Origin of the sequence: Bradyrhizobium sp. (assembly GCF_035309285.1) — a bacterium.
In the GTDB taxonomy this organism is placed as follows: Bacteria; Pseudomonadota; Alphaproteobacteria; order Rhizobiales; family Xanthobacteraceae; genus Bradyrhizobium.
The window spans coordinates 59,593-80,212 of the sequence record NZ_DATGFH010000045.1; the positions used below are offsets into that span (position 1 = coordinate 59,593).

Sequence of the window (20,620 nt, forward strand, 5' to 3'; positions counted from 1 at the left end):
CGTCTTCGACGCGCCCCGGAATGACAACGCGCAATGACGATGGACTGCGGGAGTTGGGCATGACCATCCCTTATGCCGAGATCGGCATCACCACCAATTTCTCCTTCCTGCGCGGCGGCTCGCATCCGCAGGATTATGTGCATCAGGCCAGTGAATTCCGCCTCGCCGCGATCGGCATCGCCGATCACAACACGCTCGCCGGCGTCGTGCGCGCCCATAGCGAGCTCGAGAACCCCGAGGTGAAGCACAAGTCAAAGCTCCTGATCGGTGCGCGCATCGTCTTTCTCGACGGCACGCCGGATATTCTCGTCTACCCACGTGACCGCGCGGCTTATGGCCGGCTGTGCCAGTTGCTGACCCGCGGCAAGCGCGGCAGCGACGCCGACCGGATCGAGAAGGGCGAATGCCATCTCAAGTTCGATGACCTTCTGGAATTTGCCGAAGGCCAGCTTCTCGTCCTCACTTTGCCGCATCGCTTTGACACGGCAGCCGCGTCAAACATCCTGGATCGCTTGAAGCAAAGCGGCGCCGACGGCGTGTGGCTTGCCGTCAGCCTGCTCTATCGCGGCGACGACCGGCGCAGGCTCGCGCAGTTGCATCGCCTCGCGCTTTCAGCCCAGGTGCCGCTGCTCGCAACCAACGAGGTGCTGTACCATCATCCCGCGCGCCGGCCGCTGCAGGACGTGCTCACCTGCATCCGCGAGAAGACCACGATCGAGGCGATCGGCACCAAGCTTCAGGCCAATGCCGAGCGGCATCTCAAGCCTGCGGAAGAAATGGCGCGGCTGTTCCGCGACTTTCCGGACGCTTTATCGGAAACCCTGCGCTTTGCGGACCGCATCGATTTCTCGCTGGACCAGTTGAAATACCAGTATCCGGACGAGCCGGTGCCGCCGGGCAAGACAGCGCAGCAGCATCTGGAAGACCTGACCTGGGCTGGTGTTGCAAAATATTTTCCGGATGGAATCAACGACAATCTCCGCGCCACCCTGCGCAAGGAGCTCGACCTCATCGCCGAGCTGAAATACGCGCATTATTTCCTGACCGTGAACGATATCGTTCACTACGCGCGTTCGCAGGACATTTTGTGCCAGGGCAGAGGATCGGCAGCGAATTCCGCCGTGTGCTACGTGCTTGGCGTCACCTCGGTCGATCCGACCAAGGTCGATCTTCTGTTCGAGCGCTTCATCTCCAAGGAGCGGCTGGAGCCGCCCGACATCGACGTCGATTTCGAGCATTCGCGGCGCGAGGAGGTGATGCAGTATGTCTACCGCCGTTATGGCCGCCATCGCGCCGCGATCATCGCGACCGTCATCCATTATCGGCCGCGCAGCGCCATCCGCGATGTCGGCAAGGCGCTGGGGTTGACCGAGGACGTTACCGCGGCGCTCGCCGATACGGTGTGGGGAAGCTGGGGCGACGGCCTTTCCGAGATGCAGGTGAAGCAGGCGGGTTTTGATCCCAGGAATGCGATGGTGGTGCGCGCCGTCGAGCTTGCCACCGAGCTGATCGAATTTCCGCGCCATCTGTCGCAGCATGTCGGCGGCTATGTGCTGACGCAGGACCGGCTCGACACCTATGTGCCGATCGGCAATGCCGCGATGGACGACCGCACCTTCATCGAATGGGACAAGGACGATGTCGACGCGCTGCACATGATGAAGGTCGACGTGCTGGCGCTGGGCATGCTGACCTGCATTCGCAAATGCTTCGACCTGATCGACCAGCACAAGGACGAGCGCTGGAAGCTCGCGACCATCCCGCAGGACGATCCCAAAGTCTACGACATGCTGTGCCGGGGTGAATCGCTCGGCGTGTTTCAGGTCGAAAGCCGCGCGCAGATGAACATGCTGCCGCGCCTGAAGCCGCGCACCTTCTACGACCTCGTCATCGAAGTTGCGATTGTGCGGCCCGGACCGATCCAGGGCGATATGGTGCACCCATATTTGCGGCGGCGGAACGGGGTCGAGGCGGAGCGCTATCCCTCGCCATCGCCCGAGCATGGCCCGCCGGACGAACTGCACCGGGTGCTGCACAAGACTCTCGGCGTGCCCCTGTTCCAGGAGCAGGCGATGCGGATCGCGATCGAGGCGGCGAAGTTCACTGCCGAAGAGGCCAATGGCTTGCGCCGCTCGATGGCGACCTTCCGTAACCTCGGCACCATCGGCAAATATGAATCCAAGCTGGTCGGCAACATGGTCGCACGCGGCTATGATCCGGCGTTTGCGCGAAGCTGCTTCGACCAGATCAAGGGGTTCGGCAGTTATGGCTTTCCGGAGAGCCATGCCGCGAGCTTTGCGCAGCTCGTCTATGTCTCCTCCTGGCTGAAGCATTATCACCCCGACGCGTTCTGCTGCGGTCTCCTCAACTCGCAGCCGATGGGCTTTTACGCCCCGGCGCAGATCGTCGGCGACGCCCGCAAGAACGGCGTCGAGGTGCGCGAGGTCGATGTGTCCTATAGCTTCGCGCAGAACACGCTGGAGGAGGGGAGCGGAAAATATTGCGCGGTCCGGCTCGGCTTTCGCCAGATCGACGGATTTTCCTGGGCGGACCCCGATGAGGAGAGGTTGAAGCAAATTCAATCGTCATTCCGGGGCGCGACGAAGTCGCGAGCCCGGAATCCATATCCACCGGCTATGGTTATGGATTCCGGGCCTGCGCCTTACGGCGCATCCCGGAATGACGACGGAGAGGGAATCCTGACGCCCCGGAATGACGAAGAAATTTTGACGCCCCGCAACGACGACGGTGTCGAACTCGACGACTGGGCCGCGCGCATCGTCGCTGCGCGAAAGCGCCGTCCCTTCACCTCGCTCGAGGATTTCGCGCGCGACACCGCCTTGCCCAAGCGCGCGCTGATCCTGCTCGCGGATGCCGATGCGTTCCGCTCGCTCGGGCTTGACCGGCGCGAGGCGCTGTGGGTGGTGAGGCGGCTCCCGGACGACGTGCCGCTGCCGCTATTCGAGGCGGCGGTTGCGCGCGAGCAGCCGGATGAGAACGCAGAGCCGCTGCCGCTGATGCCGCTGCCGGAGCAGGTCGTCGCCGACTACCAGACCATCCGCCTGTCGCTGAAGGGACATCCAATGCAGTTCCTGCGCGCGATGTTTGCCAAGGAGCGCGTCGTGCCCTGCCGCGACGTCTCGCATAGCAACGACAAGCGCTCGGTCCGCTGCGCCGGCGTTGTCCTGGTGCGGCAGCGGCCGGGCAGCGCCAAGGGCGTGGTGTTCATGACGCTGGAGGACGAGACCGGCATCGCCAACGTCGTGGTGTGGCCGAAGGTGATGGAGAAATTCCGCAAGGAGGTGATGGGCGCGCGGTTGATCCTGGTCGAGGGCTATGTCCAATCGAGCCCGGAGGAGGTGACGCATCTGGTCGCGCAGCGGATGTTCGACCGCTCGCATGACCTGATTGGGCTTGCCAACGATGCCTTGCGCAAGGAAGCCGTGCCGGTGGGCCCGGCGCTGATCGAGCCGCTCAACGACGACCGCCGCGACCATCCCGATATGCCGGCGCAGAAAATCCGTCACCCGCGCAATGTGCGGGTGCTGCCGCCGTCAAGGGATTTTCATTAAGACGAACACCCTCGCAGACATTGCCGATTGTGCGGCCCTGACGGGCGCTTCCAGCGCTTGACCGACGCGGCGGCGCTGGCGCCAATTCAGGCCGCCCGCGTGACGTACTCGACCGCCTGATGCTTGAACAGTTTCCGCAAGTCACATGGGACAGAGCCGCCGACGATGATCTTCGAGAAGACGTCAAGGTCGGCGAAGAATGCGGGTTTCAGACTGCCGAGCTTGCTCGCGTCGACCACGAGGATGTTTTCCATCGCGGCCGCAATGACTGCCTGCTTGATCGCCACCTCATGGAAATTCGAGCAGCTCGCGCCGCGGATCGGATGCGCGCCGCCTGCGGATATGAAGGCCTTGTTGATTCCGAGCCTGCGTAGATAGGACAGGCCTTCGTCCGACGAAAACGATTGCGACGACAAGTGATAGAGCCCGCCCATCAGCATCACCTGCGTCGAGGGGCGCCGCGTGACGATGGAGGCGACGTTCATCGAATAGCAGATCACCGAGAGCGGCAGTCCCTCGGGCAGGCTCTCGGCGAGCGACTGCATGGTGGTGCCGCAATCGATGAAGATCGTGTCGCCTTCCTTGATCGAGGCTGCGGCAAAGCGGCAGGCGATTCGCTTGTCCTGCGTGTGCTGGTCGATCTCCTGCTCGAGCGTGTACTTGACCGCGGTCGGCGAGGCCGCGTTCACGACATAGCCGCCGAGACAGGCCAGTGTTGCGTCGGAGGCGGCAAGATCGCGCCGGACCGTCATTTCCGAAATGTTCAGAAGCTGGGCCGCGTCCTTCAGATGCAGCGTACCTCGCTCGGAAATGGCGCGGCGGAGCTTTTGCAAGCGCTGGGCGCGTGCGTCGCCTTGGGTTGCGGCTCCGTTCGGACTTTCGACCATATTCGCCAAATAACCCTGCCTCTGCGTGCGCGGTTGACAATAGTTTCACACGGTGTGATGATCCACACAACAAGATGTTACGATAATAACATGGGGATGCGCCTGGACGCTAGTATCAGCGGTGCTCGGCCGCATCGACGTCTCCAGCGGCGATGCCCTCGCGGCATCCACGGGCCGGCCGATGCTTTGATCCGAACATCGAATACCGGCATAGGGCGCGTGCTACGCACGATAGGCCAGTCGAATGTCGCACAGCGCGCTGATGCAGGACCCATCGCCCACGCCGCTGCACGGTCGCCCGCTGCTCGGACCGGTCGAGACGGGCGCGCACGTCCGCAACGAGGTTCGCCCGCTCGAGATGGATTGGGTCGATGAAATTCGCATGAATCTCTCGGCCGTCGAACGCCGCGTCGCGACGTTGCCCGGCCGTCGAACGGTCAAGAACGACGCGCAGGCGGGCTGGCTTCTGAAGGCGATCTCCTGCATCGATCTCACGACGCTCAACGGCGACGACACGGCCGAGCGCGTGAAGCGTCTCTGCGCCAAGGCGAGGGTGCCGGTTCGTGCCGACATCCTCGCGGAACTGGGGTTTGCTGATCGTTCGCTGCACACCGGCGCCGTCTGCGTCTACCACCGCTTTGTCGAAACTGCGGTCGAGGCCCTGAAGGGTTCGGACATTCCCGTTGCCGCGGTCTCCACGGGATTCCCGGCAGGCCTCGTGCCGCACGATCTCAAATTGAAGGAGATCGAGGCTTCGGTCAGGGCCGGCGCGAAGGAGATCGATATCGTCATCACCCGCGAACACGTGCTGCGCGGGGACTGGCGAGGCCTTTATCGCGAGGTGAAGGATTTTCGCGCCGCTTGCGGCAAGGTCCATCTGAAGACGATTCTCGGAACCGGCGATCTCAAGACCCTTCGCAATGTCGCGAGGGCGTCGATGGTCTGCATGATGGCGGGGGCGGATTTCATCAAGACCTCAACCGGCAAGGAGAGCGTCAACGCGACCTTGCCGGTGACGCTCGCCATGCTGCGGATGATCCGCATTTATCAAGAGCGCACCGGATACAAGGTCGGCTTCAAGCCGGCCGGCGGTATCTCCACGGCAAAGGATGCACTCACCTACCAGTACCTCATGAAGGAGGAACTGGGGCGCGAGTGGCTCGAGCGCGAACTGTTCCGCATTGGCGCCTCGAGCCTGCTTGCGGACATCGAGCGGCAGCTCGAACATCATGTCACAGGCCGCTACTCCGCCTTCAACCGTCACCCCGTGGGCTAGCGAGACATGAGCGTCGCCAGATATTATGACACTTTGGACTACGGTCCGGCGCCCGAGGCAGATGGCGAGGCGCGGGCGTGGCTGAAAGGGCACGGCGCGACATTCGGGCATTTCGTCGCGGGCGCGTTCACCGCGCCGACGGACGGCGGGCATTTTCCGACCTTCGAGCCTGCGACGGGCAGGACGCTGGCGAGCCTTGCGCAGGGATCGAGCGCCGACATCAACGCTGCCGTCGCGGCCGCGCGCAAGGCCCAACCGCTCTGGGAGCGGCTCGGCGGTCACGGTCGCGCGCGCCATCTCTATGCGCTGGCGCGCATGCTCCAGCGTCACGCGCGGCTCTTTGCCGTGCTGGAAGCGATCGACAACGGCAAGCCGCTGCGGGAGACCCGCGATCTCGACATTCCGCTTGCCGCGCGTCATTTCCTCCATCATGCAGGATGGGCGCAGCTTCAGGAGCAGGAACTCGCTGATCATCTGCCCCTCGGAGTGATCGGCCAGATCACTCCCTGGAATTTCCCGCTTCTGATGCTGGCGTGGAAGATCGCACCGGCGCTCGCGGTCGGCAACACGGTCGTGCTGAAGCCTGCGGAATTCACCTCGCTGACGGCCTTGTTGTTCGCCGAACTGGCCGCGCAAGCCGCATTGCCTCCCGGCGTATTGAATGTCGTGACCGGCGATGGCGCGACTGGGGCAGCGCTCGTCGATCACCACGGAATCGACAAGATCGCATTCACCGGATCGACCGAGGTTGGCCGCCTGATCCGTCAGGCCACCGCCGGCACCGGCAAGTCGCTGACGCTCGAGCTTGGCGGCAAGTCGCCCTTCATCGTGTTCGACGATGCCGATCTTGACGGCGCTGTCGAAGGCGTTGTCGACGCGATCTGGTTCAACCAGGGCCAGGTCTGCTGCGCAGGCTCGCGGCTGTTGTTGCAGGAAGGCATCGCCGAGACCTTTCGAAAACGCCTGGTCCGCAGGATGGAAAAGCTTCGCGTCGGCCAGCCGCTCGACAAGGCGATCGACATGGGCGCGGTTGTCGCGCCCGTGCAGCTCGAGCGCATCCGTTCCCTGGTCGAGGCCGGCGTGAGGGAGGGCGCGCAGAAATACCAGACCGCGACGCCCTTGCCCGAGGAAGGCTCGTTCTATCCGCCGACATTGCTGTGGAACGTGCATCCATCGTCGACTGTCGCGATTGAGGAGATTTTCGGTCCAGTGCTGGTTGCGATGACCTTCCGCACGCCGGACGAAGCGGTGATGCTCGCCAACAACACGCGGTACGGCCTCGCGGCGAGCGTGTGGAGCGAGACCATCGGGCTTGCGCTCGATATCGCGCCGAAGCTGATGGCCGGCGTGGTCTGGGTCAACGCCACCAATCTCTTCGATGCCGGCGTCGGCTTCGGCGGCTATCGCGAATCCGGTTTTGGCCGGGAAGGCGGACGTGAGGGCATCTACGAATATCTCGAGCCGAAAGCATGGAGCGCACGCAAGTTGCGACCGAAGGCGCGCCCGATCTCTCCTGCCCTCGACAAGGCGGGGTTCGAGCTGCCGCCGCTCGACCGGACGCCAAAGCTCTTCATCGGCGGCAAGCAGGTTCGCCCCGACGGCAACTATGCACGCGCCGTGCTGTCGCCGAAGGGCCGCCAGCTTGGCGAGGTGGGCGAGGGCAACCGGAAGGACATCCGCAATGCGGTGGCGGCGGCGCGCTCCGCCGAAGCCTGGTCGCGGGCGACGCCGCACAATCGGGCCCAAATCCTCTACTTCCTTGCCGAAAATCTTTCGGCGCGCGGCGACGAATTCGCCGCCCGCATCGCTGCCATGACCGGGATTGCAAACGCAAAGGCAAAAGCCGAGGTCGACGCCAGCATCGCGCGGCTGTTCAGCTACGGCGCCTGGGCCGATAAATATGAGGGCGTGGTGCACACCCCGCCGCTGCGCGGCGTGGCACTCGCCATGCACGAGCCGATCGGCGTGGTGGGCGTCGCCTGCCCCGACGAAGCACCGCTGCTCGCCTTCGTCAGTCTCGTCGCACCGCTGATCGCCATGGGCAATCGAGTCGTGTCGATTCCGAGCGAAAGTCATCCTCTTGTCGCGACCGATTTCTACCAGGTGCTGGAGACGTCGGATGTGCCGGCAGGCGTCGTCAACATCGTAACCGGGCGGCGCGAGGGTCTGGTCAAGGTGCTCGCCGAGCACGACGACGTCGACGGGATCTGGGTGTTCGGTTCGAAGGAGGCGTCGGCGACAGCGGAACGGCTTTCGGCCGGCAACCTCAAGCGAACGTTGGTTGATCATGACTTCATGATTGACTGGTACGACAGGCGTGCGAGCGAAGGGGCCATCCTTCTTCGCCATGCCGTACAGGTGAAGAACATCTGGATTCCCTATGGAGACTAGGCGCTGCGCTGGATGACCACACGCTGGGTCGGGGCTGCCAGAACCCCGAGCGAACAAAGACAAAATCGAAGGGAGGAGAAATGCTGAAGAGGATCGACCCGCTGCTCAATGCCGACGTGCTCTACGCCTTGCGCGCGATGGGACATGGCGATCGCCTGGTCGTCTGCGACACGAATTTCCCGGCTGATTCGATCGCGCGGCAGACGGTTCTCGGCAAATTGCTGCGCATCGACAATGTCAGCGCGGCTCGGGCGATTGGCGCGGTGCTGTCGGTATTTCCGCTCGATACCTTCGTCGATGACGCCGCGATCCGCATGGAGATCGTCGACAAGCCGAAGGAGGTGCCGCCAGTGCAGGCGGAGGTTCAGGCCGCGATCGACCGTTCCGAAGGCAAATCCTGGCCGCTGGTCGGCGTCGAACGCCACGCCTTCTATGCGATGGCGAAGACCGCCTATTGCGTGATCGCGACCGGCGAACGCCGCTTCTACGGCTGCTTCCTCTTCACCAAGGGCGTCATCCCGCCGGATGAAGGTCGCTGAGCATGGACAAGAACGGCGTCGTCATCCTCGGTATCTTCGTCGCGGACCTCGCCTTCCGCGCCGGCCGGTTGCCCGTGATCGGCGAAACGATCGCGGGCTCCGCCTTCGCGGTGGGGCCGGGCGGCAAGGGCTCGAACCAGGCGGTCGCCGCAGCGCGCGCGGGCGCAAGCGTGACCTTCATCTCGCGTATCGGCAGCGACACATTTGGAGAACTCGCCTTCAAGACGTGGAAGGCCGACGGGATTACGCCGCGCGTAGTTCAGGCATCGGCCTCGACCGGCGCGGCGTTCATCTATGTCCACGAGACACGGGGCGACAACGCCATCATCGTCGTGCCCGGCGCGGCCATGGAGTTGTGCGCAGCCGACATCGACGCAGCTTCTGACGCGATCCGCGCGAGCAAGGTGTTCGTCACCCAGCTCGAACAACCGGTGGCGGCCGCGCGCCGTGGGCTCGAAATCGCCCGCGCCGCGGGCACCATCACGGTGTTCAACCCGGCGCCCGCGATCGAACTCGACGGCGCGCTTCTGGCGCTGAGCGACTATGTCGTGCCCAACGAGAGCGAGGCGGAAAAGCTAACCGGAATCGCGGTCGGCGATCTCGACTCCGCACGCCGGGCCGGCGACGTGCTGCTGGCCAGGGGGGCGGGCACCGCGCTGATCACGCTCGGCGAGCGCGGCGCGCTGTTTCACGCAAAGGATCGCTCGGTCCACATCGCGCCGTTCATGGCCGGCAAAGTGGTGGAGACCACCGGCGCTGGCGACGCCTTCGTCGGCGGCTTTGCGGCGTCGCTTGCGGCGGGCGCCAGTCCGTTGGACGCTGCGCGGTTCGGTTCGGCGGCAGCGGGAATTTCGGTGACGCGGCCCGGCACGGCGCCGGCCATGCCGCGCCGCGGAGAGATCGAAGCATTGCTGGCGAGGTCCTCGCCATTATTATGATGCGAAACGACCCGAACGGGCACCGCTTCAGAGACGAGTGCGCCTGTCCGGCATACAGCAGTGAGGCAGCCCGAACGGGCACAACAGGGAGATGACAAGATGAAACGACAAGGGCACGACGAGCATTTGGCCATGCGTCCCAGCCGGCGCACCGTCCTCAAGGGAGCGGCGGGCGCCGCCGCCTTGGGAACCACCGGCGTTCTCAGCGCATATCCCGGCGAGGCGGCGCAGAGCGACCTGCGCGCCAAAATCCTGCAGATCCCCGGCGTCGGCAAGGGCGCCCCGACCGATGCCGACTGGCAGAAGGTCGGAGAGCTTTGCCTCGGCCCGACCAAGGCCAACGTCAAGGCAGGTGAGTTCAAGGGCGTCGAACTTTCGTTCATGGGATTGAACAACCAGAACCTGCACAACCTCCTGTTCCGCGGCTTCCTCAAGCCGTGGGAAGCGTATACGGGTGCGAAGATTTCCTGGATCGATCTCGCGCAGGCCGACTACAACCCGCGCCTGCAGCAGGCGATCGCGACCGGCACCGTCGATTTCGACGTTCTCGAAATGGGCGCGCCGTTCGAAGGCGACGTCTTTGGCAAGGGGCTGGCCTCGGAGATGCCGGACTGGGTCAAGAAGCAGATCGACATCAACGATTACGTCGATTACCTCAAGCCGCCGGTCGGGACCTGGAACGGCAAGACCTATCGCACCACGATCGACGGCGACTGCCATAACTTCAACTATCGGACCGACATATTCTCCGATTCCGCGCTTGCGAAAGCATGGAAGGACGCCGGCAACAAGAGCGAGTGGGGCGTGCCGAAGACCTGGCAGCAGGTCCAGGCGGTCACAAAATTCCTCAAGGGCAAGAAGTTCAAGGGACAAAACGTCTACGGCTACCTCGACGCGCCAAAACCGTGGGGCGGCTTCGGCTTCTATTTCCTCGGCAGCCGCGCGACCGCCTACGCCAAGCATCCGGGCGACAAGGCCTGGCTGTTCGACGTGGACACGATGAAGCCGCGCATCAACAACCCGGCGTGGGTCCGCGCCATCCAGGACGTCATCGACGCCTTGCCGTCGGAGCCAGCCGATCAGCTCAATGCCGATCCCAACACCACCGGATTCCAGCAATTCCTGGCCGGCGTCGGCGCGATGATCCCCTGGTGGGGCGACATCGGCGAAGTGGCACAAACGAGCGACACCTCCGTGATCGGCAACGTCGTCGGCTTCGACATCCTGCCGGGCTCGGACGATGTCTATAATTCCAAGACCGGCAAATGGGAGAAGCTCGCCAGCGGCCCGAACTATGCCCCGAACTGCGCCTATCTCGGCTGGGGGATTTACGTCATGGCGCGGGTCAATGGCGACGAGAAAAAGCACAAGGCGGCCTGGAGTGCCGCGGCGCATCTCGGCGGCAAGGATCTGTCGATCTGGACCGTGATGTATCCATCCGGCTTCCAGGTGCACCGGCAAAGCCATTCCAACATCGATGAATGGGTGAAGGCGGGTTATGACCGGAAGTACATCACGTCCTACCTGAACTCGCAGTTCGGCTCCTACAATCACCCGAACCGGGCGGTCGAGCCGCGTATTCCGGGCATCTTCCAGTACTACAGTCTCGCCGAAGACGAGCTCGCCAAGATCTTCGCGGGCAAGAGCGACGCGCAGACCGGCGCCAACAACATCGCTGCCGCGTGGGAGAAGCTGACCGACCAGCTCGGCCGCGAGAAGCAGATCGCGCTCTACAAGACTTCGTTCGGCGCGTAGCTGAGCACCACGTTATCTTCGGCTGGCGCCGCTTTGGCGCCAGCCGAAGCCTCTTCGGCGATTCCGTCACGAGTCTCCACAGATCAAGTATCTCCATCCGCGCAGCGTGCCACCTTAATGCAGATTTCACTACCAATGGCGGATGAACGCCACGACAAGACCCAATCGCGTCGCAAGCAGGTCAGGCACAAGAGCGCAGGGCACGCGCTGGTCGCCTTGGCCTCGCTGCTCCTGCTAGGCGTGCTCGTCGTTCAGATCCTGCATGTGACCGGCAGGATTGCCGTGGGCTTCGAAAACTGGCGGCCGATCCTGTTTGCCTATCTTGCCTGGGCCGTCGCGCTTGGCATCGCCCAGGTCATCCTGCGAGGTGAGCGCGGCCTGCGCGCGCTGTTCCTGCTGCCGGCCGTACTGTTCACGGTCGCGGTCGTGATCTTTCCGACGCTGTTCGGATTCTACATCGCGACATTGGACTGGAACCTGTCGTCGCTCGAGGGCCCGCATTTCAACGGCCTCAACAATCTTATCGCCCTGTTCCACGACGACTACTATTGGAACGCGCTCGGCAACATGGTGTTCTACACCATCGCCGTGCTTGGCGAGTATGCGATTGCCTTTGGGCTCGCGCTGCTCCTGAACGCCGAGATACGGGCCCGAAAGTTCTTTCGCGTGGTCTTCCTGCTGCCGATGATGCTCAGTCCGGTCGCAGTAAGCTGGATGATCGGCAAGTCGCTTTTGGAGTACCGCTTCGGCCCGGCAGCCACGCTGGCGCGGGATCTCGGATGGGACAATCCCGCATTCTTCGCCTTTCCGTGGATCGCGCGCCTGAGTATCGAGGCGATGGATGCCTGGGTTTCGATCCCCTTCATCCTGATCATCCTGCTCGCAGGTCTCCAGGCGATGCCGAAGGAGGTGCTGGAAGCTTCGAAGGTTGACGGCGCCAACGCCTGGCAGTCGTTCCGGCACGTGACGTTTCCGATCATGCTGCCGGTCAGCATCACCGTCGTCATCATCAGGATCATCTTCAAGCTGAAGCTCGCCGACATCATCATCAATGTGACGGCGGGAGGACCGGGCGGAGCCACCGATACCGTCTCGAGCTTCATCTATCGGGTCTATCGCGACCGATCGAATGTCGGATACGGCACGGGACTTGCGATATTCTATCTGCTCTTGATCATCGTCTTCCTGACGCTGTTGCTTCGCCTTTCTCACCGCTGGACCCAGAAAGTCACCTGAGCTTTTGAGGGAGCTGCTCGTTTGGCCATTCTCGTTTCCGCCTCGACCCCGATCCGCAAGGCTCGCACGGCGCACCGCGCGAAGCGGACCTTGGCGCGCGTGCTGATCTACAGCGCCTTGCTGTTTTGGGCATTCATCTGCCTGTTTCCGATCTATTGGACGGTCACGACCTCGTTCAAATCCGCGGTCGATGTGACGCAGGGGCATTTGATTCCCTGGCTCGACTTTCAGCCTGACTGGAAGGGCTTTCGCTCGATTGGCCTGTCGCCGGATACGATCGGGCAGTTCTCCAATCCGCGCGAGGAATTCCTGAGCCGGTTCACCAACAGCGTCATCACGTCGGCAGGCGCCTCCTTCCTCGCGCTCGTGCTGGGATCGCTGGCGGCCTATGGGCTCAGCCGATTCCGCTACAAGTTTGCCTGGATGCGCAACGACGACATCCTGTTCTTCTTCATGTCGCAGCTCATCCTGCCGCCGGTGGTGCTCGCATTGCCGTTCCTCGTCCTCTACAAGGCGCTGGCGCTGCTCGACACCAGGGTGGGGCTGATCATGCTCTACACCTTGACGGTGTTGCCGATCGTGATCTGGATCATGCGCGACCAGTTCAATTCGATCCCGCTCGAGCTCGATGAAGCCGCGTTCGTCGACGGCCTCTCGGTCTGGGGCGCCTTCCTGCGCATCATCCTGCCGCTCGCCCTTCCCGGCATGGTGGCTGCCTTCATCCTGTCGCTGGTCTTGTGCTGGAACGAATATTTCTTCGCGGCGCTGCTCACGAGCTCCGACGCCAAGACGCTGCCAGTCATGGTGGCGAGCCAGACCGGGTCGCAGGGCATCAACTGGTGGTCGATGGCCGCGCTGTCGACGGCAGCGATCGCGCCACTGGTGTTGGTCGGAATCTTCCTTGAGCGCTACATCGTCTCTGGCTTGACCACAGGTGCCGGAAAGTAGACGACCACTGTACCTCTCCCCGCGAAGATGTTCAGACCAGAGAGAGAATGATAGGCGTTTCGCACTCTAAGCGACGCGCTTTCCGCGGTGCGAGAGATAAATGCGCGCGGCGTTATCGCCAAAGATGGCAGCCTTGTCCTCCGCCGAGACGCGAACCAGCAATTGTTCGGCCGCGGCAAGCCATCTTTCATAGCCGCCTGCGAGATTGACCACCGGCCAGTCGCTTCCCCACAACAGGCGCTGCGGTCCGAAATGCGCGAGCACATGGTCAGTCGCTTCCTTGAGATCGACGACCTGCCAATCCGGCGCGGCCTCGGTGACGAGGCCGGACACCTTGCAGACGATATTGGGGCGTTGCGCCAGCAACGCGATGCTGGCTTTCCAATCAGCAATCTCGCGCGCCGCAAGCCGCGGCTTGGCGCAATGGTCCAGCACGAACTGCAGACCGGGATGCTCATCCACGACGCACAGAAGCCTGGGCAGATGCCGTGGCAACACCAGCGCGTCGAACACCAGATCATGCTTGACCATGGCCGCAAATGTCGACGCCAATGCCGGGCGCAAGAGCCAGTCGTCGTCACTGATGTCCTGCACCATCGGGCGCAAGCCCACCAGGAGCTTGCGCACCGCCAATGCATCGATGCGCGCGACCGCGTCGGCCGCATCGAAATCGACCCAGCCGACCACGCCGCGCACCGCGTCAGCGGTGTCCGCGATGTCGAGCAGAAAGTGGGTTTCCGCTTCCGTCGGCGCGGCCTGGACCAGGATCGTTGCGTCGATATGCGCGGTGCGGAGCAGGGGCGTGAGATCGGACAGCTCGAAGTCGCGATAGATCGGCGCCAGCTTTTCCGTCAGCCAGCCGTAGTCGCCGCGGGCAAGACGCCAGAGGTGATGATGGGCGTCTATTCTCATGATGCCGCGTCCGCTCGTGGCACAGGCACGTCCGCATCGAGCAAGCGCTCGGCCTTGAGGTCGGCCCAAAGCTTATCCGGCACCTTGGCGAGCAGGGCGTTGACGTTGCGCTCGACTTCCTCCGGCCTTTGTGCGCCCAGCACGAGGCTCGCGACAGCCGGGGCTCCGATCGCAAAATGGAGCGCGGCGACGGATAGCGCCACGCCGTGGGCCGCGCAGACCCGCTCGATCCGTGCCACCTTGTCCAAAATCTCGGGCGGCGCGTCCTTGTAATTGTATTTGGCGCCAGGCACTGCGCCCGTCGCGAGGATGCCGGAATTGAACACGCCGCCGAGCAGCACCGCGATGCGCTTCTGCTCTGCGAGCGGCAGAAACTGCACAAGCGCCGGCTGCTCCAGCAGCGAGTAACGTCCCGCGAGCAGCATGACGTCGAATGATCCTGCGTTGGCGAAGCGCACGCACATCTCGGCCTCGTTCACGCCCACTCCAACGCCCGCGATCACACCTTCTCCGCGGAGCCGGTCGAGCGCCACATAGGCGCCGGTCATGGCTTCGCGAAAGCGGTCCTCGATCGCATCGCGGCCGTGGGTCCACACATCGACGTCATGGATGAGCAGCAGGTCGATCCGGTCGGTGCCAAGCCGAAGCAGCGACTGCTCCACCGAACGCATGGTGCCGTCATAGGAGTAGTCGATGACGGCGCGGTGAGGTTGTCCGCCGACATAGCCCGACCCGCTGCCGCGCGCGTGAAACGGATCCATCCAGCGGCCGACCTTGGTGCAGACGACAATATCCCGCCGTGGCACGCGCCGGATGGCGGTGCCGCAGCGATGCTCCGACAAGCCATGCCCGTAGAGTGGGGACGTGTCGAGCAGGTTGATGCCAAGCTTGAACGCGCGCTCGACTGCCGCAATAGCCGCGGCGTCATCCAGCTCGCCGTAGAGATCGCCGAGCGGTGCGCCTCCGAAACCAAGCACGGAGACTTTCAGCGCCGTTCGACCGAGGGCGCGACGCGGCAACGCGGAAAGCGATGTCATATCAGAGAATCCTCTCAGGGCCGGCCGGCGAACGTCGCCGCGGTTTATTCTTAAGTTGCGGCTGACAATAAAGCGATCCCCGTGAGCCACAAGCTCCGCGCAATCCGCGGGTGCTGTCGCCGTCGTAGGATTTCGCGGCGTGAACGGCTAGTGGTTCTGAGGCGTGCTGCCCTGGTTATTTGTGGGCGGGCTGGTTTGTTGGTTGCTTGGTGGCGGGTTACTTTGTTCGCTATTCGGTGGTGCGCTGTTTTGTTCACGGCTTGCCTGCATCCAGCTCGGTATCCGTAACGCCGAATTGTCGAGGTGGTTGACAAGCCACACGCCGCCCAGCGCGATAACCCCCGCCAGGAAGACGTGAGGCAACGTCTGGACCAGCGCGCCAAGAAGGCGTGCAAAGGAAGCCAGGATCGCCGCACCTGCCGCCAGAAGTTCCATGCCGGCCCGGTAGAGTGCCCAAACCACGCCAGCGATGATCAGCACCAGCAGGACCTGCTTCCACAACGGCCAATCCTGCCAGGGCACGGCCATGAGCCTCGTGATCTGGTCGACCGACCAGCTCCAGATCAGCTCGACGAAATGAAAGATCGCCGCAATGCCTTCGTGCAAGAACCTCAAGAGCTGATCGAAAACCTGTTTCATGGCCGCCACTCCGGCATTGCAATCAGAAGCAACGTGGAAGCGAGCGTTGGGTTCCCGTCAGCGATGGCACCGCGTTTCCGTGCTTGACACGTCTGCCTGCGAGCACGTTGGACATGCAGGCGTTCGCCGGTGCACCGATGCTGCGACGGGACACGTGAAAGCCTCTGTGTGGGCGACGCGGGCAAGCGCTTCCAGCCGTCGCGTGCGCCTCACCCCGACTGTGAAGCCTGGCTTCATACCCCATCAACATTATCACGAATAGTCCCCGTCTGAGGCGGCCGTATGATCCGTTGCAAGGCGAGGGTCGATTCCAGACTTGGCATCCTCGAACGCTCTTACCCAATGGAGGCGCCTCATGAGTGGCGATGTGAGCGGCTTCCTCGCGGCGTATGGCGCGCTCGTCGCGCTTCAGCGTTCCGCCATCGTTGCAGCGATTCTGTGGGGACTGTGGATCGGCCTGGGGCGGACAATGTCCGCGCCGGAGGCGCGACAGGCCACGTGGCTCACCGTCGCCGGGGTGCTCATCACTTGGCTCGTCGCCGTCTGGCTCCTCGCTGGCGTTGGCGCGTTCGAGCCCGGCATGCCGATCCCGCTCCTGCCGCCGGCAATAGTCCTGCCGTTGATCATCGGCTTCGTCGCGCTGCGCAGCGCGGATCGGATTCGCGCCGCGATCGACGCGGTCCCGTCGAGCTGGCTGGTCGGGCTGCAGGTCTATCGCGTATTCGGCGGAGTTTTTGTGGTGTTTTGGGCGCTGGGAGCGCTGCCCGGTGCCTGGGCCTTGCCGGCCGGGCTCGGCGACTTGGCAGTTGGGATTCTCGCGCTGCCGGCCGCCGTCGCCGTCGCATCCGGCACGCAGAGCGGCCGCGCCGTCGGGGTCGCTTGGAACCTGCTCGGAATCGCGGATGTCGTGAGCGCCGTGACACTCGGCGCGCTGACGGCGCCCGGCCCGCTGCAGTTGCAGGCGCTCGCGCCGGACCACTCCAATCTCGTCGTCGGGGCCTATCCGATCGCGTTGACGCCGGCGTTCGTGGTGCCGCTGTCGCTCATTCTCCATGGCCTGTCGCTGCGCCGGTTGCGTCGCCAGGCGGCGCGCGATGGCTTGCGGCTTGCGGCCGCTGGGTAATGGCGGAGGCTCAGGAAGAACGACGTGAACGGTGACTGAAGAACGTAACCAGACGCATAGAGGTGAACCGATGAAATTCATGATCCCGCTTCTCGTCGCGGCGCTTCCGGTCGCGGCCGTTGCGCAATCGCAGTCCGCACCGACGCCCGGCGCGGCGCCACCCAAGACCACCGAAGTGATGGTCATTCTCACTGTCAAGCCGGGTGTAACCCGCCAACAGATCATGGCCATGATGCCATCCGAGATAAGGGAAACCGTGAAGCTCTATCTCGAAGGGAAGATCCAGCAGTGGTTTTCGCGGGCCGACGGCAAAGGCACCGTCTTCTTGATCGACGCGAAGACCCAGGATGCGGCGCGAGCGGTCATGGAAACGCTCCCGCTCTCGAAAGAGCAGTTGGTGGATCACGAATACATTCCGGTCGGCCCCTTGATGCCGCTCCTGGGATTGCTTGGGCCGGGAGCGCAGCAGTGAGTCGCAACCTGATCGTCAAGTCCCACCGCATGGCGCAATCGGCCGCCATCCGCCGTCCCGCTTTCAGGGAAATGCGAATCAACCGGAAAGGGAGTAATCTCGATTTCGTTGAATGGCCTTCACGGGGGTGGGGGTATGGCCAACTTGCTGGATTGTCGTGCCCAAGAGGCACTGTGCAGGATCCATGCGTTAACCGACGAGGAGCACCGCGACCTCTGGCTTTCGATGGCGGAGCGGTGGTCCTATCTCGCCAGGGAAGAAATGGCGGCATTTGGACGAGGGGACACCAACGCCGTCCCGCGCAGCGTAAAAGAGCAGGACTGAGTTCGAGGGCCCCTTATGCTCGTCATGGCCGGGCTTGACCCGGCCATCCATCTCGCTTTGAAAGGACTCTTCAAAGAAGATAGATACGCGGGTCAAGCCCGCGTATGACGAGTTGAAACATGCAATCTCCCCGCGACATCCTCGCCGCCCTCTGGCACCTCGCCGGCGGCGATCCCTCCGCGCTCGATGCGGTAACGCTCACCGGCGCAGAGCCGGTGCTGCCGTCATCGTTCCGCGTCGCTGCCGCGGCGCAAGCATCGATAGCGGCGAGCGCGCTTGCTGCGGTCGAGATCTGGAAGCAGCGCTCCGGCGAGACGCAAAATGTCTCCGTCGACATGGTCCATGCCATGGTCGAGTGCCGCTCCGAGCGATATTTGCGCCGCGACGGCAAACCGCCACCGCCGACCTGGGACCCGACCGCCGGCATCTACCGGACGCGCGATGCGCGCTACGTACGGCTGCACACCAATTTCCCCCATCATCGCGCAGCCGTGTGCAAGGTGCTTTCCTGCGAACCGGAGCGCGAGAAGATCCAGGCAGCGCTGATGGGCTGGGATGGCGCGGCGTTCGAGACAGCGGCCTATGCCGGCGGCGCCGTGGTCTCGCTAATGCGCTCCTATGACGAATGGAAGGCCTCGCCACATGCGAAGGCCTTGACTGAGCTTCCCGCGTTGACGATTGAGAAGATCGGCGAGGCGCCGCCGAGACTTTGGCCTACCGGCAAACGTCCGCTATCCGGCGTGCGCGTGCTCGATTTGTCGCGGGTGATCGCCGCGCCCGTCGCGGGCCGCACGCTCGCCGCCCATGGGGCTGACGTGCTCCTGGTCTACGGCCCCGACGTGCCGGGAATCCCGTGGCTCACCATCGACACCGGGCGCGGCAAGCTTTCGACCTTCATCGAGCTCAGGAGCGAAGCGGGCAGGGTGCGGATGCGCGAGCTGCTCGCTGATGCCGACATCTTCTCGCAAGGCTATCGCCCGCAGGCGATCGCCAAACTCGGCTTCTCGCCGGAAGAGGCGGCCAAAATTTCGCCCGGCATCGTCTATGCGACGCTGTCCGCCTATGGCCATGCCGGTCCCTGGGCCGGGCGGCGCGGCTTCGACTCGCTGGTGCAGACCTCGACCGGCTTCAACCATGCCGAAGGTGTGGCCGCCGGCATCGAGGGCCCGAAGGAATTGCCGGCGCAGATGCTCGACCATGCCGCCGGCTATCTGATGGCGTTCGGCGCGATGATGGCTCTGGCGCGACAGAAGCGCGAGGGGGGAAGCTGGCATGTCCGCGTCTCGCTGGCGCAAACCGGCCGCTGGCTCTGGAATCTCGGCCGCGTCGCCAATGGCTTTGCGCAGCCTGATCTCAAAGAGGAAACAGTAAGCCCGTTCATGGAAGACGTGCCGTCCGGCTTCGGCGCGCTCCGCGCGGTCCGCCATTCCGCGATCCTGTCGAAGACCCCAGCCAGCTGGGCGCGGCCCGCAGTGCCGCTCGGCACCCACGAGGCCGAATGGCCTTCTGCCCCCTCCTAGCGCGTGATCGGAAACGTCGCAGAACAAGACTAGCGGGGATAGTTCGATCGAGCCCGAAGTCTCGCACGGAAGTTGATCGAACCGATGCGGACTTGCCGCGTTGGGCGCGCGGGGCCAGGCACCATGACCAGGTTAAACATCATGACCGACTAGCGGGAAGAGGGACTGCTGGCCCTCTGACTCATGTAGGCGTATGGGCTGCAGCCCAATTCGGACCTGAAGGCGAAGACAAATGCGGAGGCAGACCCGTAGCCCAGTTCCATCGCCGTCGTGGTGACTGATAGCCCTCCTCCGAGAAGCTCAATCGCGCGAAAGAGCCGCAACCTTCGTTTCCAGGAACGCAGCGGCAACCCCAGTTCCGCTTCGAAGCGTCGCGTCAATGTGCGAGAGGACATGCCGAGCTCCCTTGCCCATTCCTCCGCATTCCGCTCATCCGATGGATCGAGATACAGCGCTTCGCACAGCGCCAAGAAACGTCGGTCCTTCGGCCAGGGCAGGGCCGTGGGAAGCTTGGGAGCCCGGCCCAATTGATCGAGGATCATCGCTGCGATCCGGTCAGGATAACCATCGGCCAGGCGTTTGCCGTCGATTTCAGCCGCCTCGACAATAAGGGCTTTCAGGAGCGGCGAGACGGCCAACACGGTTGGACTTGAGGGAAGCGAGCGGCCAGCCTCGTTTGCGATCCACAAGCTGCGAAACTCGGCACCGAGCAGAGAGCCGACCGAGTGAGGCGCGCCGGTCGGAAGCCACACAGCCTGATCCGGTGAGACGACAAACGTTCGCCGGTCCACTGAAACCGTCAGTGTTCCATCCACGGCATAAACAAGCTGATGCCAGTCATGCGCATGCTCGGGAAAATGGTGCCGGGGAGGAATCGTTTGCGCGCGCATGGTGATGGGGCGCGGCGGAGCAACGTCGGGCGGCGCGACAACGGTTGACCAACGCATGGTGCTCTCACTTTGTCCGGTAGTCTATATAATATGGCAAAATATCGAAAGTTTGCCAAATGCCGAACTGGTATCGAGGGCCGGAATGCCGCCCTTGGCGGCAG

General features: G+C 63.5%; 17 protein-coding genes. 12 read left to right on the forward strand and 5 right to left on the reverse strand.

Annotated elements, in window-relative coordinates; all coding sequences use genetic code 11:
* Positions 1 to 59 precede the first annotated feature (59 nt).
* Positions 60 to 3,572: an error-prone DNA polymerase gene (locus VKR55_RS09860; RefSeq protein WP_324402326.1), complete on the forward strand. Its 3,513-nt coding sequence runs from the start codon at positions 60 to 62 to the stop codon at positions 3,570 to 3,572.
* 86 nt (positions 3,573 to 3,658) lie between these two features.
* Here VKR55_RS09860 and VKR55_RS09865 read toward each other — a convergent pair whose 3' ends face one another.
* Positions 3,659 to 4,459 (reverse strand): DeoR/GlpR family DNA-binding transcription regulator, encoded by an 801-nt coding sequence (locus VKR55_RS09865; RefSeq protein ID WP_324402328.1) that lies wholly within the window; start codon positions 4,457 to 4,459, stop codon positions 3,659 to 3,661.
* A gap of 358 nt (positions 4,460 to 4,817) precedes the next feature.
* Here VKR55_RS09865 and deoC point away from each other — a divergent pair, with 358 nt between their 5' ends.
* From deoC to VKR55_RS09900, 7 genes are all read left to right on the forward strand, one after another.
* Complete coding sequence (deoC, locus tag VKR55_RS09870; protein ID WP_324402372.1) at positions 4,818 to 5,735, forward strand: deoxyribose-phosphate aldolase; 918 nt, start codon at positions 4,818 to 4,820, stop codon at positions 5,733 to 5,735.
* 6 nt (positions 5,736 to 5,741) lie between these two features.
* Positions 5,742 to 8,126 (forward strand): aldehyde dehydrogenase family protein, encoded by a 2,385-nt coding sequence (locus tag VKR55_RS09875; RefSeq protein ID WP_324402330.1) that lies wholly within the window; start codon positions 5,742 to 5,744, stop codon positions 8,124 to 8,126.
* An 80-nt stretch (positions 8,127 to 8,206) separates the two neighbouring features.
* Positions 8,207 to 8,665, forward strand: a complete 459-nt coding sequence (locus VKR55_RS09880) for an RbsD/FucU family protein (RefSeq protein WP_324402332.1) — start codon at positions 8,207 to 8,209, stop codon at positions 8,663 to 8,665.
* Positions 8,666 to 8,667: 2 nt separating this feature from the next.
* Entirely contained in the window at positions 8,668 to 9,603 is a 936-nt protein-coding gene (locus tag VKR55_RS09885) for a ribokinase (RefSeq protein WP_324402334.1), read from the forward strand.
* 99 nt (positions 9,604 to 9,702) lie between these two features.
* The gene (locus tag VKR55_RS09890; RefSeq protein WP_324402336.1) at positions 9,703 to 11,358 is read left to right on the forward strand and encodes a type 2 periplasmic-binding domain-containing protein; all 1,656 of its coding nucleotides are present in this window, start codon (positions 9,703 to 9,705) and stop codon (positions 11,356 to 11,358) included.
* A gap of 135 nt (positions 11,359 to 11,493) precedes the next feature.
* Positions 11,494 to 12,594: a carbohydrate ABC transporter permease gene (locus tag VKR55_RS09895; RefSeq protein WP_324402339.1), complete on the forward strand. Its 1,101-nt coding sequence runs from the start codon at positions 11,494 to 11,496 to the stop codon at positions 12,592 to 12,594.
* Between the two features lie 90 nt (positions 12,595 to 12,684).
* Positions 12,685 to 13,542 (forward strand): carbohydrate ABC transporter permease, encoded by an 858-nt coding sequence (locus VKR55_RS09900; protein ID WP_414642333.1) that lies wholly within the window; start codon positions 12,685 to 12,687, stop codon positions 13,540 to 13,542.
* Between the two features lie 66 nt (positions 13,543 to 13,608).
* Here VKR55_RS09900 and VKR55_RS09905 read toward each other — a convergent pair whose 3' ends face one another.
* The 3 genes from VKR55_RS09905 to VKR55_RS09915 form a co-directional block, all read right to left on the reverse strand.
* Positions 13,609 to 14,454, reverse strand: a complete 846-nt coding sequence (locus VKR55_RS09905) for an amidohydrolase family protein (RefSeq protein ID WP_324402341.1) — start codon at positions 14,452 to 14,454, stop codon at positions 13,609 to 13,611.
* Complete coding sequence (locus tag VKR55_RS09910) at positions 14,451 to 15,491, reverse strand: aldo/keto reductase (RefSeq protein ID WP_324402343.1); 1,041 nt, start codon at positions 15,489 to 15,491, stop codon at positions 14,451 to 14,453. Before VKR55_RS09910 ends, VKR55_RS09905 begins: the two co-directional genes overlap by 4 nt.
* Positions 15,492 to 15,638: 147 nt before the next feature.
* Positions 15,639 to 16,130, reverse strand: a complete 492-nt coding sequence (locus VKR55_RS09915) for a hypothetical protein (protein WP_324402345.1) — start codon at positions 16,128 to 16,130, stop codon at positions 15,639 to 15,641.
* A gap of 355 nt (positions 16,131 to 16,485) precedes the next feature.
* On the opposite strand from VKR55_RS09915, the gene VKR55_RS09920 reads away from it, so the two are divergent.
* From VKR55_RS09920 to VKR55_RS09935, 4 genes are all read left to right on the forward strand, one after another.
* Positions 16,486 to 17,253 (forward strand): hypothetical protein, encoded by a 768-nt coding sequence (locus VKR55_RS09920; RefSeq protein ID WP_324402347.1) that lies wholly within the window; start codon positions 16,486 to 16,488, stop codon positions 17,251 to 17,253.
* A 79-nt stretch (positions 17,254 to 17,332) separates the two neighbouring features.
* Positions 17,333 to 17,725 (forward strand): hypothetical protein, encoded by a 393-nt coding sequence (locus VKR55_RS09925; RefSeq protein WP_324402349.1) that lies wholly within the window; start codon positions 17,333 to 17,335, stop codon positions 17,723 to 17,725.
* A 135-nt stretch (positions 17,726 to 17,860) separates the two neighbouring features.
* Complete coding sequence (locus VKR55_RS09930) at positions 17,861 to 18,049, forward strand: hypothetical protein (RefSeq protein ID WP_324402352.1); 189 nt, start codon at positions 17,861 to 17,863, stop codon at positions 18,047 to 18,049.
* 119 nt (positions 18,050 to 18,168) lie between these two features.
* On the forward strand, positions 18,169 to 19,569 hold the full coding sequence (locus VKR55_RS09935) for a CoA transferase (protein WP_324402354.1): 1,401 nt from the start codon (positions 18,169 to 18,171) through the stop codon (positions 19,567 to 19,569).
* A 149-nt stretch (positions 19,570 to 19,718) separates the two neighbouring features.
* Here VKR55_RS09935 and VKR55_RS09940 read toward each other — a convergent pair whose 3' ends face one another.
* Positions 19,719 to 20,516: an AraC family transcriptional regulator gene (locus tag VKR55_RS09940; RefSeq protein WP_324402356.1), complete on the reverse strand. Its 798-nt coding sequence runs from the start codon at positions 20,514 to 20,516 to the stop codon at positions 19,719 to 19,721.
* Positions 20,517 to 20,620: the final 104 nt, after the last annotated feature.